Source organism: Streptomyces sp. NPDC001219, from assembly GCF_053597915.1.
This window is the reverse complement of the sequence record NZ_JBSFJF010000045.1, coordinates 1-19,040: the sequence shown is the minus strand read 5'-3', so window position 1 is coordinate 19,040 and position 19,040 is coordinate 1. Positions and strand designations below refer to the sequence as shown.

At 71.3% G+C, this 19,040-nt stretch carries 9 protein-coding genes; 5 read left to right on the top strand and 4 right to left on the bottom strand.

Features of this window, described 5'->3' with window-relative positions; translation table 11 throughout:
- Positions 1-86 precede the first annotated feature (86 nt).
- Positions 87-2,405 (bottom strand): BTAD domain-containing putative transcriptional regulator, encoded by a 2,319-nt coding sequence (locus ACWC9R_RS25555; RefSeq protein WP_450734852.1) that lies wholly within the window; start codon positions 2,403-2,405, stop codon positions 87-89.
- A gap of 493 nt (positions 2,406-2,898) precedes the next feature.
- The gene (locus ACWC9R_RS25550) at positions 2,899-4,350 is read right to left on the bottom strand and encodes a flavin monoamine oxidase family protein (RefSeq protein ID WP_450734851.1); all 1,452 of its coding nucleotides are present in this window, start codon (positions 4,348-4,350) and stop codon (positions 2,899-2,901) included.
- A 365-nt stretch (positions 4,351-4,715) separates the two neighbouring features.
- On the opposite strand from ACWC9R_RS25550, the gene ACWC9R_RS25545 reads away from it, so the two are divergent.
- The gene (locus ACWC9R_RS25545) at positions 4,716-5,894 is read left to right on the top strand and encodes an acyl-CoA dehydrogenase family protein (RefSeq protein WP_450734850.1); all 1,179 of its coding nucleotides are present in this window, start codon (positions 4,716-4,718) and stop codon (positions 5,892-5,894) included.
- A 53-nt stretch (positions 5,895-5,947) separates the two neighbouring features.
- Positions 5,948-6,829: an NAD(P)-dependent oxidoreductase gene (locus ACWC9R_RS25540; protein WP_450734849.1), complete on the top strand. Its 882-nt coding sequence runs from the start codon at positions 5,948-5,950 to the stop codon at positions 6,827-6,829.
- A gap of 215 nt (positions 6,830-7,044) precedes the next feature.
- Here ACWC9R_RS25540 and ACWC9R_RS25535 read toward each other — a convergent pair whose 3' ends face one another.
- A complete protein-coding gene (locus ACWC9R_RS25535) occupies positions 7,045-8,649 on the bottom strand; it encodes an aspartate aminotransferase family protein (protein ID WP_450734848.1) in 1,605 nt (534 codons plus the stop codon).
- Between the two features lie 181 nt (positions 8,650-8,830).
- Here ACWC9R_RS25535 and ACWC9R_RS25530 point away from each other — a divergent pair, with 181 nt between their 5' ends.
- Together ACWC9R_RS25530 and ACWC9R_RS25525 are read left to right on the top strand one after the other, a co-directional pair.
- On the top strand, positions 8,831-9,379 hold the full coding sequence (locus tag ACWC9R_RS25530) for a flavin reductase family protein (RefSeq protein WP_450734846.1): 549 nt from the start codon (positions 8,831-8,833) through the stop codon (positions 9,377-9,379).
- 74 nt (positions 9,380-9,453) lie between these two features.
- Positions 9,454-9,867 carry a YybH family protein gene (locus ACWC9R_RS25525; protein WP_450734844.1) on the top strand — a complete coding sequence of 138 codons (414 nt, stop codon included), beginning with the start codon at positions 9,454-9,456 and terminating at the stop codon, positions 9,865-9,867.
- A 91-nt stretch (positions 9,868-9,958) separates the two neighbouring features.
- On the opposite strand, the gene ACWC9R_RS25520 is transcribed toward ACWC9R_RS25525, so the two are convergent.
- The gene (locus tag ACWC9R_RS25520) at positions 9,959-10,369 is read right to left on the bottom strand and encodes a YybH family protein (RefSeq protein WP_450734842.1); all 411 of its coding nucleotides are present in this window, start codon (positions 10,367-10,369) and stop codon (positions 9,959-9,961) included.
- Positions 10,370-10,650: 281 nt separating this feature from the next.
- On the opposite strand from ACWC9R_RS25520, the gene ACWC9R_RS25515 reads away from it, so the two are divergent.
- Positions 10,651-19,040: SDR family NAD(P)-dependent oxidoreductase (locus ACWC9R_RS25515; RefSeq protein WP_450734840.1), on the top strand; the 8,390-nt coding region annotated here is incomplete at its 3' end.

The following is a 19,040-nucleotide window of genomic DNA, read 5'->3' as shown; positions in this document are numbered from 1 at the left end:
CTCCATCAGCAGCGCCGTCGGGCCCGGATGTGCCCGACGGCGCTTGTCAAGGGTGTCGACAGTGGCCCCGAGTGTGGTGGGATGCCTCACTGGATGGGCAGACAGGATTCGTCCGAGCAGTCGAGTTCGTCGTCGGACGGCTTGTCGAGCAGCACCGTGGTGGCGAAGCGCCTGTCGGAGGACCAGTCGGCGTGGCGCAGGATGTCCGGCTCGGCGCCCGCTACGACGGTGAGGGGGATACGGCCGGGGAGCCGGGCGAGGAGGCCGACGAGCTCTCTGGTCGCCGAGTCCTCAAGGTGCAGATTGTCGATGATCAGGACGATCGGGCCGTCATGGGCGACGGCTTCCAGGAAGTACCGCCAGACGTCCCGCCACTCGTCGGCGTCGAACCGCTCGGGAGAGCGGTTCGACGTTTCGAGAACCGAAGTGCAGCGGGCCACGAGCCAGTTGATGCAGCTCTTGCCGGCGTCCAGGCGCTGGACGGCGGCGCTGACCTTTCGACGGACCGCCCAGGGCGGATCGGACCTCGACAGTCCCGCGAACCTGGAGATGATCCTCCGGTGGAGGCCGAAGGGGCCCGACTCGGCGGCGTCCTGGCAGTTCCAGGTCAGCACCTGGGCCCCGTCCAGGCCCGAGGCGGCGAAGTGCTCCAACTTGCCGAGCATCCGACGACGGAGGCCTTCCTCGCTGCTCAGGACGCTGATCAGGTGTGGCTGCGACCAGCGACTGCTGTGGGTCATCACACCCTGGAGCAGGTCGAGTTCGCGTTGGTGGTCGTCGCCGTCCGCGGCGGGCTCGGGGTCGACGGTCCCCAGCAGCTTCCAGCGGACGGGCGTGCCCGGGATCTCCTCGTATGCGAAGTGCTCCTTGGTCTCCTCTCGCGTGCGGTCGCAGACTTGGGTGCCGTCCGAGGTCGCCAGGGCCAGCAGCGCCTCACACTCCTTCACCGTGGCGCCGTAGACCCTGGGCGGTCGGCCGCCTCCGAGCGACTGGCTCACCAGCAGTGCCCCCGTCGCAATGGCCGTGCGCAGCTCCGTGCGGGCGGACAGGGGGGCGCCCGCGGTTCGTGAGGTGGACGCGGTCAGGGCAGTGCGCAGCGCGGTGGCGGCGCGGGCCGCGCGCAGCGGGTACACGGTGTCGTCCGGGTCCGCCGAGAACAAGGCGAGGGTGAGCGCGTGCAGCGAGAAGATGACCGTACCGCCGCAGCGCTCGATCTCTTGATGGACCAGAGTGCCCACCCCGTCCATCACGGCGTCGAGTTCACCGGCGTCGGTCGAGGCCGGGTCGGGTTCGGCCCGCACCAGCAGGAGGCTGGCCTCACGGCGTACCGCGGAGGCGGCGGTGGGCGCGCCGCCGCCCGCCGTCGGCAGACCCGGAACGGGGACATGGACCGTCGCCGTGTCGTTCCGCAGCACCGAACCGACAACGGGAGACGGCGTCTTGGGAGCCGGCGTCGTGACGGGGGCGGGGAGAACGGCCCTCAGGGCCGGCCGCTGAGGACCGGGCCCCGAACCCTGGACGGGCGGCAGGGTCGAAGCGGGAGGCTTGCCGTCGGGTCTGGGTGCGGCGCCGTTCCTCTGGAGCGGGGACTTCGCGAACGTCAGGGTCGGAACAGGAGCGGACAGGACACTCGCCGGGGCGGCGTGTTGCGGAGGAGAGGCCGGGCTCTGGAGGGGAGGCCGGGGCGAGGCGGGGGCCGGGCTGTCGGGGACGGGCCGCGGGCCGTGCGGCTGGGACGCCGTCTCCGCCGCACCGAGCAACAGGGCCGCCGTGCCCCGCACGGAGTACGGTCCGCCGGGAGCCGGCGCCAGCTGTAGGGCGGTGTCGTGGGTGAGGATCGCCTGCTGGAGCTGCTGGAGTTCACGGCTGGGTTCGAGACCGAGCTCCTCGACCAGCCGGGCCCGCAGCCGGCTGAACACCCCCAGCGCGTCCGACTGACGCCCGCAGCGGTAGAGGGCGCGCATGAGCTGACCACAGGCGCGCTCGCGCAGCGGCTCGTTCTCCACCAGCGACTCCAGCTCACCGAGCACCGCGTAGTGGCGCCCGCAGACGAGCTGGGCCTCGAAGAGGTCCTCCAGGACGTCCAGCCGCATGCTCTGGAGCATGGTCAGCTCAGGCCACAGCAGACCCACTTCGGTCAGATCCGCGAGAGCCGGACCGCGCCACAGCTCCAGGGCGTCGCTGAGCAGCGTCGCCGCCCCGTCGGGTTCCCCCGCCTCCAGCCGGGAACGCCCCTCGCGCACCCACTGATGGAAGAGGTGCAGATCCACGCGGTCGAGGGCGACGTCCAGGGAGTAGCCGGGGGGCTGGGTGCGCAGCGCCACGGGCACGTCCGCGGCCGCATCGATGACGAGTTTGCGCCGCAGGCTCCAGATCGAGTTCTGCAGGATCTTGCGGGCGGTCATCGGAGCTTCTTCGACACTCCACAGCGCCTTCAGCAGTCCGCTGATGGGGACCGTCTGGTTGGGGTGGAGGAGGAGGTATCCGAGCGTCGCCCTCTGCTTGCTGCCCCCCAGAGAGATGGGCTGCCCACCGGATATGACTTCTAACGGGCCTAACATCCTGAACCACATGGTCCCTCAGCATGGTTGGCGGGCGGCGCAGGGCTCACCCTGATACGCCGGGAACGCGACCAAGGGTACTAAAATGCGACCAATACCACGACAATTTATGACTGCCACATGTACTGACGGTTCCCATGGCAGCGAGAGCGTCGATCGGTATGCCGTGCCGCGCGTTGGCCGTCGGCCGAGCGGAGTCCTGGTGAGCTGTCCGTCCGCCGCCCCCGAGGGCGCCGGCCGAGCGACCGGGATTCCCCTCAACTGATCCCGGTGCCCGGCTGGTTGCCCCTCACCGCCCCCGTACCTCCGGGAGGCGGCTGGTCGGGTCCGTCAGGGCTCAGCTCGTCGCGGAGGCCTTGGGGGTGGCCAGACCGGCCGCGAGGCCGCCGGCCCGGATGCCGGTCTCGATGGCGCCGTCCACATAGCCGCCCCAGCCGGTCGCGATGTCGCTGCCCGCAAAGACCAGACGCCCGTGCGGCTGCCGGACGGTGCGCAGAGAACCGAGCAGCTGACCGGGGCGCCGGAAAGTCCAACCGCCCTTGGCGAACGGGTCCTTACCCCAGTCGTGGCCGTTGACGGACAGCACCTTGGCTCCCGGGAGCACCTCGCTCATGGCGCTCTGCACCTGCGACACGCTGGTGACGTCCAGTTTCGGGTTGACGCTGAAGGCGATGAGCACCGTGCCCTGGGCGGACTTGTCAGCGTGTGCGACGACCAGGTCGAGCAGCGCGCCGCTCTTGCCGCTCACGAACGGGCGGCCGATGTCGCCCTGGACCTGGATGAAGACCTTCTTGGCAGTCGGCACGCCGACGGTCTGGGTGCTCAACCGCGAGAACTCGGCCGGCAGACCGGAGGCGAAGTTGATGGAGTTCCAGGTGTTCACCGGTACGGCCACCACCACGGCCGCGGCGTCGTACACCTGGCCGCCCGCCGTCACCTGGACCCGGGAACCGCTGTCGGCGACCTTGGTGACGGGCGCGTTGCAGACGACCGACGCACCGGACTCGGCAAGCATCTTGGAGATGACGGCACCCATCCCGCCGACGGGGCGGGTGACGTTGATGCCGTGGAACGTCTCCGTGTTGTAGCCGCACAGTGCCCACCAGTGGGCGAGTTGCGTGAGCGAGCCGCGCTCGAAGCCGCCGCCGTACGCGCCGGTGGTGGCGCTCACCCAGTTCATCTCCAGCGGCGACAGACGCAGTTGGCGCGCCCGGTCGCCGAGGGTCAGCTTGTCGAGGTCGACCAGCAGGTCCTCGCGGGAGAAGGGGTCGTAGGCGCGCGGCAGATACGTCTCGGCGCCCTCGACGAACTTCCGCAGCAGGGCGTCCTGCCGGTCGAGGAAGGTCAGGTCCTGCTTGGCGTACCCGCCGGCCTCCGTGGCGAACACCGAGAAGTCGGGGTTCGGGTCGTCCACCCTGGCGATGCCCAGGCGCTGGACCTCGTTCCAGATCAGGGTCTGGCTGGGGTGTATCCAGGTCGCGCCGAACTCGATGGGAAGTCCCGCGAACTTGCTCGTCCAGGCCCGGCCGCCAACGCGGTCGCGGGCCTCGAGTATCAGCGTGCGCTTGCCCTTGGCCTTGAGTTCCCGTGCGGCCGACACTCCGGCGAAGCCGCCGCCGATGACGATCGCGTCGTAGCTGCGGCCTGGCGTGGCCGCGCCGGCCGCGAAGGCGGGGTGGGAGGCGGCGACACCGAGGGTGCCGAGCGCCCCCGCGGCGGCGCCGGCCTTGAGTATCGCGCGGCGCGAGGTACGCACTCCCCCGAAGAATGTCTTTTTCTCGAACTTCATTCCAGCCCCCTCGGTACACAACGTGGTCCGTTGTCCAGGAATCGAGCGCTGCTGTGAAAGCCTGAACGGTCGACCACCCTAGTTGCGATTGACTGAAAGTGATCCAGTAATCCCCATTGACCGATAATCACCCTTCTCCGCGGGTTTAAAAATAGCCACAGATCAGCGAGTTACCGTCCGATGAGCGCTCGGTGGCCGCACTCGACAGGCTCTCTGGTTAGCTTGAGAGGGACGGGGCGATTACTCACCGGTGGCCGGGGGGTGGTCCGGTCTCGCTTAATTTGTTCGGGCCCCCGAATTGGCGATGGCGCTGCCTGACCTGCGCCCATGCCTTTCACCCCCGCCGAACCCACCAAGGAGCCGGGATGGCCGTCAGGTCCACTGAAGCGGAAAACATTCTCAAGGCGGTCCGGGAAATCGTGCCGACGCTGCGGGCGAATGGCGTGGCGTCCGAGGACCAGCGCTGGATTGTCCAGGAGAACATCGACCTTCTGGAGAAGGCCGGCGTCTTCCGCATCGCCGTGCCGAAGCGCTTCGGCGGCCTGGACCTCTCACTGAAGGAACAGGTCGAGATCATCACCGAGATCTCCCGGGGCTGTGGCTCCACCGGCTGGGTGGCCGTCGCCTGGATCTCCAGTGCCTGGATGGCCACGCTGTACCCGCTGGAGGCACAGGAGGAGATCTTCCAGGGCGGCTCCGTACGCATCTCCGGCGGCTTCACCCCGACCGCGAAGATGGTCCCGGCCGAGGGCGGTTACCTCCTCAACGGCGCCTGGCGCTTCAACTCCGGTGTCCGCGGCGCCCACTGGGACCTGCTCGCGGCCGAACTGGAACACGCCGACGGCAACGTCGAAGAGGTCTACGCCATGGTCCCGGTGGACGAGTTGACGATCGCCGACGACTGGCATGTCTCGGCCGCCATCGCCACCGGCAGCTCGACGTCCAGCGCCACGGACCTCTTCGTCCCCCACCACCGGGTCGTCACCCTGGAGGATGCCGTCCTCGGCACCAGCGGCGGCAGTGCCGTCACCGGCTCCCAGGGGCGCGACTACAGCCTGATCAGCTTTGTCGTCGCCGAGTCCGTCGCCGTCTACATCGGCATGGCACGTGCCGCGCACGAGGAACTCGTCGCCACGGTCAAGGGCAAGCCGCTCGCGTACAGCAATGTCACCGACCAGGCGCAGCACCCGTTGACCCAGATCCAGATCGCGTTGGCACACAGCAAGATCGAGGCCGCCGAGGCGCTCGCCGAGACCTACCTCGGCGTCCTCCAGGAGCGCGCCGACGCCGGCGAGCAGCCGACCTGGGAGGAGAAGGCGGAGGTGCGCGGCAAGGCCGGCGCCGCGATCCTGCTCACCCAGGAGGCTCTTGAGGCACTCCACTCCATCAGCGGCGCCGGCTCGCTTTCCCGGAAGGCGCCCTTCCAGCGCTTCTACCGGGACCTTCAGGGCCTGTCCCGGCACGGTCTGATGGCTCCGAACATGGGGCTCGAGGTGTACGGCCGCACGCTGCTCGGCCTCGACCCCGACAGCCTTTTCCTGTAATACCCGCCTTCCACGGCGTATTGATTCCGAAGAGAGAATTGAGGAACGAGTTCATGTCGAACACGAACCAGGGCCCGGTGACCGTCCTCGGTCTGGGCATGATGGGCAGCGCCCTGGCCACCGCCTTTGTGAAGAACGGCAATCCGACCACCGTGTGGAACCGTTCCGCCGGCAAGGCGGACGCGCTCGTCGAGCAGGGCGCGGTCCTCGCCGCCGACATCCGGAAGGCGATCGACGCCAGCCCGGTCGTCGTGGCGTGCGTCTCCACGTACGAGGTGCTGAACGACCTGCTCACCAGTGCCGCCGCCGAACTCAAGGGCAAGGTGGTCATCAACCTCACCTCGGGTACTCCCGAGGACGCCCGCGCCCTCGCCGTCTGGGCCGAGCAGAACGGGGTGCGTTACCTCGACGGTGCCGTCATGGCCGTCCCGCAGATGATCGGCCTTCCCCAGGCCCTGATCTTCTACGCGGGCGCGCAGGAGGTCTTCGCCGAGCACGAGGAGCTGCTGAAGCTGCTCGCCGGCACGAACGTGTACCTGGGCGCGGACACCGGTGTCCCGATGATCTACGACCTCGGTCTGCTGTCGCTGCTGTGGTCGAGCCTTGCCGGATACTTCCACGCCGTAGCCCTCGTCAACTCGGCCGGTGTCTCGGCGGAGGCCTTCACGCCTTTCGCCATGACCTGGATCGAGCACGTCATCAGCCCGGCGATTCCGCAGAGCGCCCAGGAGATCGACACGGCGAGCTTCGAGACCGAGGTCTCCAGCCTCGGCGTCAACAAGGCCGCGATCGAGCACCTGGTCGCCACGAGCAAGCAGCTGGGCATCAACAGCGACTTCTCGGCCACCATCCAGGCGCTCATCGAGCGTCGCGTCGCGCAGGGCCACGCCACCCACAGCCTGGCCAGCCTGGTCGAGGCGTTCAAACAGGGCTGACCCCCGGTCTCCCGGCCGGGAGACTGCGTGGACCGGGAGGCAGGAACCCGCTGGGCGGGACACAGCTTCGTGCCGTGTCCCGCCCAGCGGTGTGCCGGGTACGGGCGGCTCCCGCCGGCTTGCCTCAGGCGGTGCGGAACCGGAAAGAGACGAGCGCCGGTGGCCGGGACACGATCCGTGTCCCGGCCACCGGCGCTCGTAGGTCGTCTCGTCCGTTACTCGGCGGGCAGCGCCAGCGGCCGCTGATAGCCGCCCCGGATGATGTCGCAGGTGTCGCGCAGCGCCGACTCCAGCCAGGCGATCTCGTCTTCCGACAGGAAGACGGACGGCTCGAAACGCAGGGTGTTGGGGGCGCTCGCGGTCGGGAACGTACGGAGGCGGTGGCCGCGCAGCAGGTGACCCGCGACCAGATAGCCGAACAGGCCGGCCCGAGCCGCCTCGGAGATCGCGGGGATCTGCGCCTCGGACTGGTCGTGGAACTCCAGACCGAGGATCAGGCCGCGGCCGCGGACGTCCTTGACGACCTCGGGGAAGTCCTCCCGTATGGAACCCAGCATGGCCAGCAGCCGGTCGCCCAGCTCGGCGGCCTTGCGGTACGCGGCGCCGCCGTCGGCCTCCAGGAGCTCCAGGACCTTCAGGGCGATGCGGCTGGAGAAGCCGTCCTTGGCGAAGGTCGAGCTGTGGATCAGCTCGAACTCGCCGTGGTAGCGCGAGGCGCGTACCAGCAGCACCGAGATCTTGGCGAGGCCGCCGCCCAAGCTCTTGGCGAGGGTGTAGTAGTCGCCGCGCAGCCCCAGACGGGTACTGGCCAGGAAGTCACCCGTGCGGCCCATGCCGCTCTGTATCTCGTCCACGATGACCGGTGCGCCGAGTTCCGCGCAGACTTCCTGGATCTCCTGGACGAACTCCGCCGACAGCTCGCGGATACCGCCCTCGCCCTGGATCGGCTCCAGGACGAACGCGCAGATGACGGGCGCCTCGTGCTCCGAAAGCCGGACCTGGCCGTTCTCCAGGACCAGGCCGAACAGGGTGGCGCGCTCCTCGTCGACGATCTTGCGCAGGGCGCCCGGCCGGTCGAGCGGGACGAACCGTGCCTGCGCGGCCAGCGCCCTGAACGGAGCCCGGTAGCCCTCGTTGTGGGTGAGCTGGACCGTGCCGGCCAGCTTTCCGTGGAAGGAGCCCTCCGGGGTGAGGAAGACCGGAGGGCGCCCGGCCTGGGCCTCGTTGTGGGCGGCGAGGCGGTCGATCAGCTCGTCCAGCGCGGCGGGACCCGGCACGTCCCCGTCCAGGCCGAATCGGGCGAAGACCTCGGCGGGCACCGTCGCCGAGCCGTTCCGCACGGCTTCGCGCGCCGCGTCGAGGCCGCTGCCGACGAGGTCCAGCAGCGCACCGAGGCGGATACCCCGGTCCATCTCGGCGTGTTTGAGCGCGGCCTCGTTGGCCTCGGCGCCGGTGTTGGCGAGGACAGCGAAGAACGGCTCGTCGTCGCCGGTCTCGCGGCATACGATCCGGTTCAGAGCGAGCGCCAGTTCGGCGGCCTCCGGGTGCACGGAGAACTGCGAGTGCACCGGAATGCCGCTCTGCAACACCTCCACCGCGTACGCGGTGATCGTGGGATTGTTGTGGCCCAGCAGGAGCGAGCCGTATCCGCCCGCGTAGTCCACGACGGTGACCTCGCGGCCGTCCTCGCCCCGCTGGTAGAGAAAGTTCCCCTCGGCCCGGACGTATTCGGCGTCCAGGCCGGCGGAGGCCAGCACGGCACCCAGATGGGGTTCGGCAAGCTGCGGTTGTTCGGTGGAGGCATTCGAAGGATCGGTCATGTGGCCAACATGTCCGAATGCGCACCAGTGTGCGGTAACAGCTCGGTCATCAAGGCTCGTCGACATGGTTAAAGGCCTTCGATTACTTGGCGATTGAACGCACTAAAGTGCCGAGCGGATACGTTTTCCACCCACCCCTTTGTTGCGTAGGGGACCCTCAACCCGAATCCGAAGAGGGGAAATGACTCCTGCATCCGCAGAGCTCGAACCCGCAGCCTCGCGCACGGGGCTGCGCCCGTCTGTCGAGGCCGCTTCGCTGCGGGATGTGATGTCCCAGTTCGCCACCGGCGTCACCGTGCTGTCGGTGGGCGGCGACCACATCCACGCCATGACGGCCAACGCCTTCAGTTCGGTGTCGCTCGCCCAGCCGACCGTGCTGGTCTCCATCGATCACAGCGCCGTCATGTTCGAGGAGCTGACCGCGGCCGGCCACTTCGGCGTGAACATCCTGGCAGCCGGACAGCAGTCGCTCGCCCGGCACTTCGCGGACAAGAAGCGCCCCCTCGGGCTCGCACAGTTCGACGGCGTCGAATGGACACCGGGCGAGCACACGGGCGCCCCGCTCCTGGCCGGCGCGCTGGCCTGGCTGGAGTGCGACGTGGTCGACGCACACGCCTCGGGCGACCACACGCTCTTCGTCGGCAGGGTGCTGGACTGCCGACGGGGCCGCGACGACGCCGCGTTGACGTTCTTCGACGGGAAGTTCGGCCACGCCCCGCGGGCCGCCTGACGACTCCGCACGCCATGACGGCGCGCGGTTGCACACACCAGCCGGACACGGCGACATACACGAAGGAGACGCCCATGACCGCCTCGACCCCCGACGTCGACCTGTACAGCCTCGAACTCACCGATGACCCGGAGGTCCAGAACGACGTCTTCCTGAAGATCTTCAACTCCGGGGACGGAGCCGCCTTCGACAACCTCTACCGCGACGACGCCATCTCCAATCTGACGGGCAGCCCGCTGAGCGGTGCGGACCGCACCAAGGGCATCATCGAACTTCTGGCCAAGGGCCCGACGCTGAACTCCGTCGTCAAGCGCTCCTACACCGCCGACGACGTCACGCTCATCGTGGTCGACTTCGAGCTGGGGCTGCCCGGCGAGGACGGCGAGCTGATCCAGGTCAAGGGCAGCTGCACCGATGTCATCCGCCGTGTCGAAGACGGCAAGTGGTTGATGGCCGTGGACCGTCCGGTCGCCGACATCACCGTCTGATCCGCACCGCATCCGGCACGACGGAAGAGGCCGGGCTCCCCCAGGAGCCCGGCCTCTTCTCGGTGTGCCCGCTCGGTGGCGGTCCGTCGGGTCAGTCGCGCGGCTCCTCGCCGAACGGGTCGTCGACGGCGTACAGCCACGAGCCGTCCGCCTGCTTGCGCAGGACGTCCAGACCTACGCCGCGCAGGCGTTCGCGGCCTTCGCCGCTCGCCGTGTTGACCTCCATGGTCCAGTCCACGACCAGCAGGGCCGTGTCGCCGGTGACGTACGCCTCCCGCACATCGGTCTCGATGTGCGGCCGCATGGTGGCGAGGAATTCCGTGATGGCGGCCCGGCGGTCCGTGCCGCTCACCGGATTGCCCTTCTCCCACACGATGATGCCGGCTTCGGTGTAGTGGGCATTGACGCTCTCCGCGTCGCCCGAGTTGAAGGCGGCGAGATAGCTCTCAAGGTGCCTCTCAAGCTCCTTGGGAAGCGCAATAACAGTGGCGGTGTTCGGCATTCTTCTGTCCTCCAGAAGTGAGGATGGAAAGGGCGATGAGGGTGACAACTACGCCGAAAAGCTATCCGCAGGCCGGAAACCCGGGGCTCACCAAGGAGTAACGCCGCCCGCCGCGACGCGGTGCTCCGGCTCCGATTACCGAGCTGTGATCGCACGTTGGATCTTCGGAAGACCTCAGTACTTAACGTCGATGGCAGGCCGCGCCGAGCCGTCCGGGCTCCGAATGCGCAGGCGGACGTCTTGGACCGTTGCAGCACGCAGTACGGAAAGGGCACCCGACAGTGACGACCAGCGAGCACGACACCCACGCAGAACCCACGGAGGGCGGCGCGGCCGGGGTCCTGGCGGAGCCCATTGCGGTCATCGGCATGTCCTGCCGGCTTCCGGGAGCCGACTCCCCCAAGGCGTTCTGGGAGCTGCTCACCGGCAGCACCGACGCCATCACCGCTGCTCCGGAGGGGCGTTGGAGCCTGGAGGGGCACTCCCTCGGTGCCGGACGCGGCGGCTTCCTCGACGCCGTCGACGCGTTCGACGCGCCGTTCTTCGGCATCTCCCCGCGTGAGGCGGCGGCCATGGACCCGCAACAGCGGCTGGTGCTGGAGCTCGCCTGGGAAGCGCTGGAGGACGCCGGAATCGTCCCCGCCGCCCTCCGCGGCAGCAGAACGGCTGTCTTCGTCGGCTCCCTGCGCGACGACTACACCAGCCTGCTGTACCTGCACGGCGCCGATGCCGTCACCCAGCACACCATGACCGGCGTCAACCGCGGTGTCATCGCCAACCGCGTCTCGTACCACCTGGACCTGCACGGTCCGAGCATGACCGTGGACTCCGCCCAGTCGTCCTCCCTGGTGGCCGTTCACCTGGCCTGTGAGAGTCTGCGCACCGGCGAGGCCGACAGCGCGCTCGTGGCGGGTGTGAACCTGAACCTGCTCGCTGAGAACGTCGTCACCGAGTCCCGCTTCGGAGCGCTGTCGCCCGACGGGACCACCTACACCTTCGATGCCCGCGCCAACGGCTTCGTGCCCGGCGAGGGCGGCGGCGTCGTCCTCCTCAAGCCGCTGAGCCGGGCGCAGGCCGACCAGGACCGGATCTACGGCGTCATCCGCTCCAGTGCCGTCAACAACGACGGCGCCACCGACGGGCTCACCGTGCCGAGCTCGGACGCCCAGGAGGCGGTGCTGCGCGAGGCGTACGAGCGCGCCGGGATCGCCCCCGACGAGGTGCAGTACGTCGAACTGCACGGCACCGGCACCACCGTCGGCGACCCGCTGGAAGCCGCCGCGCTCGGCGCCGCGCTCGGACGCGGCCGCACCGCCCGCACCGCACTGCGCGTCGGCTCCGTGAAGACCAACATCGGACACCTCGAAGGCGCCGCGGGCATCGCCGGGCTGATCAAGACACTGCTGAGCCTCCGCCACCGACGGCTGCCGGCCAGCCTGAACTACGAGAACCCCAACCCGCGGATCGCACCGGACGAACTCGGCATCGCTGTACAACGCGAGCTCACGGCCTGGCCGGACGAGGACCGTACGCTGATCGCCGGCGTCAGTTCCTTCGGCATGGGCGGCGCCAACGCCCACGTCGTCGTCTCCGAGGCGCCCGCTCAACCCGCCGCCGACCCCGACGCCCCGGTGGCCGCCACCCCGCTGCCCTGGATCATCACCGGCCATGACGCGGACGCGCTGCGCGCCCAGGCCGCGCGGCTGCGCGCCTTCGCCACCGAACACCCCGGGCAGTCGGCCGAGGACATCGGACGGGCGCTGGCCACCACCCGCGCCTTCCTGGGGCACCGCGCCGTCGTCGTCGCCGACGGCCGCGACGCGCTGCTCACCGGCCTGGAGGCGCTCGCCACCGCCACTCCCGCCGCCCCGGTCGTCTCCGGGGCCGTACAGGGCGACCGGCTGGCGTTTCTCTTCACCGGCCAGGGCGCCCAGCGCACCGGCATGGGCCAGGAGCTGTACGCGACGTTCCCGGCGTACGCCACCGCCTTCGACGAGGTCGCCGCACACCTGGACCCGCTCCTGCCGCGCCCGCTCGCCGAGCTGGTCGCCGACGACACGGCGCTGCACGAGACCGGCGCCACCCAGCCCGCCCTGTTCGCCGTCGAGGTCGCCCTCTTCCGCCTCGTCGAGAGCTGGGGGCTGCGGCCCGACCAACTGGCCGGCCACTCCATCGGCGAGCTGGCCGCCGCCCACGTCTCGGGCGTGCTCTCACTCGCCGACGCCGCGCGCCTGGTCGCCGCCCGCGCGCGGCTGATGCAGGCGCTGCCCACGGGCGGCACGATGATCGCCGTGGAGGCCACCGAGGCCGAGGTGCTGCCGCTCCTCGCGGGCCGCGAGACCACGCTCGCTGTCGCCGCCGTCAACGGCCCCCGCTCCCTCGTTCTGTCGGGTGATGCCGACGCGGCCGTGGAGGTCGCCGCCGCGCTGCACGACCGAGGCCGCCGCACGAAACGCCTGACCGTCTCCCACGCCTTCCATTCCCCGCACATGGACCCGATGCTGGCGGAGTTCCGCGCGGTCGCGGTCTCGCTCGACTACTCGGAGCCGGTAATTCCGATCGTCTCCACGGTCACCGGGAAGCCTGTGACCGCCGGACAGTTCACCTCGCCCGACTACTGGGTCGAACAGGTCCGCCGTCCCGTGCGCTTCCTCGACGCCATCCGCGCCCTGGAAAGCGCCGGCGTGCGCACTTGCCTGGAACTCGGGCCGGAGGGCGTCCTCTCCTCCCTCGCCGAGGACTGCGCCGCGGACGCCGACGCCATCGCCGCCGTACCCCTGCTGCGCGCCGGCCGCTCCGAGCCGCTGACCGCGCAGACCGCACTGGCCACCGCGTTCACCCGGGGCGCCGAGCCCGACTGGACCGCCCTGTACGGCGACCGGTCCGCGCGCCACGTCGAGCTTCCGACGTACGCCTTCCAGCGCCGCCCCTACTGGCTGGACGGCGTCCGCGGAACCGCCCGCCCGCCGCACCCCGCCCCGGCCTCCGAGGCCGCCGCCCCCCACGGTGAACTGGGCCGCCGCCTGGCCTCGCTCGGCGAGACGGAACGCAGGCGCACCGTCGAGGATCTGCTGCACACCCACATCGCCGCGGTGCTCGAATCCGAACCGGGCCACCGCGCGCCCGGCCACACACCCTTCCGGGACCTCGGCTTCAGCTCCTTGATGGCCACCGAACTGCGCGGCACGCTCGCCCGGGCCACCGGCCTGAAGCTGCCCAGCGGCCTGCTCTTCGACCACCCGACGCCGGGTGCCCTCGCCGAGTTCCTCGGAGCCGAGCTCGCCGGCAAGACCACCGTCGCGGACGAGACGGCGGCGAGCGACGACGGCGAGGCAGTCGCCGTCGTCGCCATGGCCTGCCGCTACCCGGGCGGCGTGGCGTCGCCCGAGGACCTGTGGCGCCTCGTCGCCCAGGGCGGGGACGCCATCACCGAGTTCCCCGCCGACCGCGGCTGGCCCGAAGACCTGCACGACCCGGACCCGGACCGGCCCGGCCACAGCTCCGTGCGCCACGGCGGATTCCTCCACGACGCGGGCGACTTCGACGCCGCCTTCTTCGGGATCTCCCCGCGCGAGGCCCTGGCCATGGACCCGCAGCAGCGGCTCTTGCTGGAGACCGCGTGGGAGAGCGTCGAGCGCGCCGGGATCGACCCCGCGCGGCTGCGCGGCACCCGCACCGGAGTCTTCGTCGGCGCCACCGGCCTGGAGTACGGCCCCCGCATGGACGACGCCCCCGAGTCCGTCCAGGGCGGCGTGCTGACCGGCACCACCGCCAGTGTCATGTCCGGCCGCATCGCCTACCAGCTCGGCCTGACCGGCCCGGCGCTCACGGTCGACACGGCCTGCTCCTCCTCCCTGGTCGCCCTGCACCTGGCCATCCGCTCCCTGCGCCAGGGCGAGACCAACCTCGCCCTGGCGGGCGGCGCCACCGTCATGTCCTCGCCGGGCATGTTCGTGGAGTTCTCCCGCCAGCGCGGACTGGCCTCCGACGGCCGCTGCAAGGCCTTCGCCGACAGCGCCGACGGCACGGGCTGGTCCGAGGGCGTCGGCCTGCTCCTGCTCGAACGGCTGTCCGACGCGCGGCGGCACGGCCACCCCGTCCTCGCCGTACTCCGGGGCTCCGCCGTCAACCAGGACGGGGCCAGCAACGGTCTGACGGCTCCCAACGGCCCGTCCCAGCAACGCGTCATCCAGCAGGCGCTGGCCGACTGCGGCCTGGCCGCCGCGGACGTGGACGCCGTCGAGGCCCACGGCACCGGAACCCGCCTCGGCGACCCCATCGAGGCGGAGGCCCTCAAGGCCGTCTACGGCCTCGGACACGACAGCGACCGCCCCCTCCACCTCGGCTCGTTGAAGTCCAACATCGGGCACACCCAAGCCGCCGCCGGCGTCGGCGGCATCATCAAGATGGTCCAGGCGATACAGCACGGCGTGCTTCCGAGAACGCTTCACGTGGACCGGCCGAGCAGCCGTGTCGACTGGTCCGACGGCACCATCTCCCTGCTCACCGAGGATCGCCCGTGGCCGGAGACCGGCCGTGCCCGGCGCGCCGCTGTCTCCTCCTTCGGCATCAGCGGCACGAACGCACACCTCATCGTCGAGGAGGCGCCGCCGGCCGCCGCCCCGGCCGGGACCGGCACCGCCGTCCCCGCCGGTGAGCCCGCGCCGTTCGTTCTGACCGCCCGTGCCCCGGATGCGCTGCGCGAGCAGGCCGCCCGCCTGGCCGCGCATGTCAGCGACTCCGGCGCCGGTCTCGCCGACCTCGGCTTCTCGCTCGCCACGACCCGCACCGCCTTCGAGCACCGCGCCGTCGTCCTCGCCTCCGGCACCAAGGACCTGCTCGCCGGGCTGACCGGGCTCGCCGCGGGCAGCGGCGCCCCGAACACCGTCACCGGCACCGCGGACACCCCGGGCCGCACCGCGTTCCTGTTCACCGGCCAGGGCGCGCAGCGCGCCGGATCGGGCCGTGAACTGTACGCCGCCCAGCCGGTGTTCGCCGCCGCCCTCGACGAGGCGTGCGCCGCCTTCGACGGCCTCCTGGACGTGCCCCTGCGCGACGTCCTGTTCGGCGAGGACGCGGGCGAGGGGCTGATCAACCGCACCGCGTACACCCAGCCGTCGCTGTTCGCCATCGAGGTGGCCCTCTTCCGGCTGCTGACCCACCACGGACTGACCCCCGACCTGCTCGCCGGACACTCGATCGGCGAACTCGCCGCCGCCCACGCCGCCGGAGTCCTCTCCCTGGAGGACGCCGCGATCCTGGTCGCCGCGCGCGGGCGGCTGATGCAGTCGGCACCGGACGGCGGCGTGATGATCGCCGTCGAGGGCACCGAGGAAGAGATCGCCGCCGGGCTCGCCGGACGGGAGTCCGGCGTGTCCGTCGCCGCCGTCAACTCCCCGTCCTCCGTGGTCATCTCGGGCGACGCGGACCTCGTGGCGGAGATGGCCCGCGGCTGGCAGTCGGCCGGCCGCCGCGCCCACCGGCTGACGGTCTCGCACGCTTTCCACTCCCCGCACATGGACGGCATCCTGGAGGAGTTCCGAGCCGTCGCGGCCGGGCTCACCTTCCACCGTCCGCGCATCCCGATCGTCTCGACGGTGACCGGCGAGATCGCCACCGCCGAGCAGCTCGCCTCGCCCGACTACTGGGCGCGGCAGATCCGCGAGACCGTCCGCTTCGCCGCCGCCACCCAGCGCCTCGCGGCCGAGGGTGCCAACGTCCTCGTCGAGGTCGGCCCGGACGCCGTGCTGACGGCACTGGCCCGGCGCACTCTGGAAGGCACCCCGGCCGCCGCGGTCACCGCCGTGCCGGTGCTGCGCGCCGGCCGCCCCGAGGCGGAGACCTTCGCCACCGCGACAGCCACGGCGTACGCCCAGGGCGCCCCGCTCGACGTCGCCTCCTTCTTCCCCGGCGCGGTCCGCACCGACCTGCCGGTCTACCCCTTCCGGCGCACCCGCTTCTGGCTGAACGCCACTCCGCGCACCGACGCCCGCAGTCTCGGCCTCGACCCGGCCGAGCACCCGCTGCTGACCACCGCCGTGGAGTTCGCCGAGCGGGAGGACGCGCTGTTCACCAGCCGTCTCTCGCGCGCCGCCCAGCCCTGGCTGGGCGACCACGCGATCGCCGGCACCGTCATCGCACCGGGCACCGCCTTCCTCGAACTCGCCGTCGCCGCGGGCGGGCACGTCGGCGCCCCGCACCTGGCGGAGCTGACGCTGGAGGCGCCGCTGCCGCTGCCCGAGCGCGGAGCCCTCCGCCTCCAGGTGGCGGTCGGCGCGCCGGACCGGGACGGGCAGCGCCCGTTCACCGTCCACGCGCGCCCGGAATCCGCCGACCGCGCCCTGCCGTGGACCCGGCACGCCGCCGGCCTGCTCGCCCAGACCGCCGCGGCGCCCGCCGCGGACGCGGACCTTGGCTCCTGGCCCCCGGCCGGCGCGGACGCCGAGAGCCTCGACGACGTCTACGCCCGACTGACCGCTCTCGGCTACGCCTACGGCCCCGCCTTCCAGGCGTTGCGTGCCGTCTGGCGGCGCGGCACCGACGTCTTCGCCGAGGTGAGCCTGCCCGGCACACAGGCCGACAGCGCGACCGCCTACGGACTGCACCCCGCGCTGCTCGACGCCGTACTGCATCCGCTGGTACTCGACGCGAGCGCCGACACGGCTCCGGCGGACATCCAGCTGCCGTTCGCCTGGAACGACGTCGCCCTGCACGCGACGGGCGCCTCCGAACTGCGCGCTCGGATCTCGCCCGCCGGCCCCGGGCGGGCCACCATCACCGTCGCCGACAGCACCGGCGCCCCCGTTGCCGACCTGGGCGTCGCCCTGCGTGCCGTCCCCAAGGACCGTCTCACGGCGGCGTCGCACACCGGTGCCGACTCCCTGTTCACCGTGGAGTGGAACGAACTGCCGTCGCCCGCGCCGGACACCTCCCTGACCTGGTCCGAGGCCGGCGACTCCGTCGAGCCGGCCGACATTGTCGTCCTTCGGGTGCCCGCCGGGGCTCCGGACGGCGTGGGCGACCCGCGACCCACGACCCATCGAGTGCTGCGCCTCGTCCAGGAGTGGCTGGCCGACGAGCGGTTCCCCGACTCCCGGCTCGCCCTGGTGACGACACGCGCCGTCGCCACACGCCCCACCGACGACGTGGACCTCGCGGGCGCGGCCGTCTGGGGCCTGATCCGCTCGGCGCAGTCCGAGCATCCCGACCGAATAGTGCTGATCGACCTCGACGACGACCCGGCGGCGGACTCCCTGCTGCCTGCCGCGCTCGCCGCCGAGGAGCCGCAGCTGGCCGTGCGCGACGGCCGACTGCACGCGCCCCGGCTCGCCCGCACCCTCCGGGCGACCGGGGCGCCCACCCCGCGCTTCGACACGGACGGCACGGTCCTCGTCACCGGCGGAACCGGCGGACTCGGCGCTCTGTTCGCCCGCCATCTGGTGACCGAGCACGGCGTACGGCACCTGCTGCTGAGCAGCCGCCGGGGCCCCGATGCCCCCGGCGCCACCGAGCTGGCCGAGGAACTGACCGCGCACGGCGCCGAGGTGACCGTGACCGCCGCCGACGTCGGCGACCGGGACGCCGTCGCGGCCCTGATCGCCTCGATCCCGGCCGCGCACCCGCTGACCGCCGTCGTGCACACAGCTGGGGTCCTGGACGACGCGACCCTGGAGTCGCTGACCGAGGCACAGCTGGACGCCGTCCTGCGGCCGAAGGCGGACGCCGCCCGCCACCTCCACGAGCTGACCCGGGACCTGGACCTGACGGCCTTCGTGCTGTTCTCGTCGGTGTCCGGCCTCACCGGCACCGCGGGTCAGGCCAACTACGCGGCGGCGAACACCTACCTGGACGCGCTCGCCCAGCACCGCGCCGCCCACGGCCTGCCCGCCACCTCGCTGGCCTGGGGCTTGTGGGACGCCACGCACGGCATGGGGGCGTCCCTCACCGACGCCGACCTCGCCCGCTGGGCGCGCGCCGGCATGACCCCGCTCACCCCGCAACAGGGCCGCGCGCTCTTCGATCTGGCGCTGGCCGGCACCGAGCCGCTGCTGGCACCGGTGGCCCTGGACCCCGGCGGACTCCCGCTCGACGAGGCGGCACCGGTCCCGGCGCTGTACCGCGGCCTGGTGCGCGGGCGTCCGCGTCGCGCCGCGCGGGCCGGCTCGGCCGACGGCACAGGCGCCGACTGGGTACGGCAGATCGCCGGCCTGCCGGAGACCAAGCGGAGTGAGGCCGTGCTGACCTTGGTACGGACCGTCGTGGCCTCGGTGCTCGGCCACCCGGGCGCCTCGGCAGTGGAGCCGGCCCATGCGTTCAACGACCTCGGTTTCGACTCGATGGCCGGCGTCGACCTGCGCAACCGGCTCGCCGCCGCCACCGGCCTGCGGCTGCCCACCACGGCCATCTTCGACCACCCGACACCGAACGCGCTCGCCACCTACCTGCTGACCGAGGCGGTGTCCTCCCAAGCCCCCCGGGACCAGCACCCGGACCGGGGCGAGCGCGCCGGGGTCCGCACCGATGAGCCGATCGCGATCGTGGGTATGGCGTGCCGTTACCCGGGCGGGGTGTCCTCCCCCGAGGACCTGTGGGACCTGGTCGCCAACGGTGTCGATGCCGTCAGCGAGTTCCCGTCCAACCGCGGCTGGGACATCGAGAAGCTGTACGACCC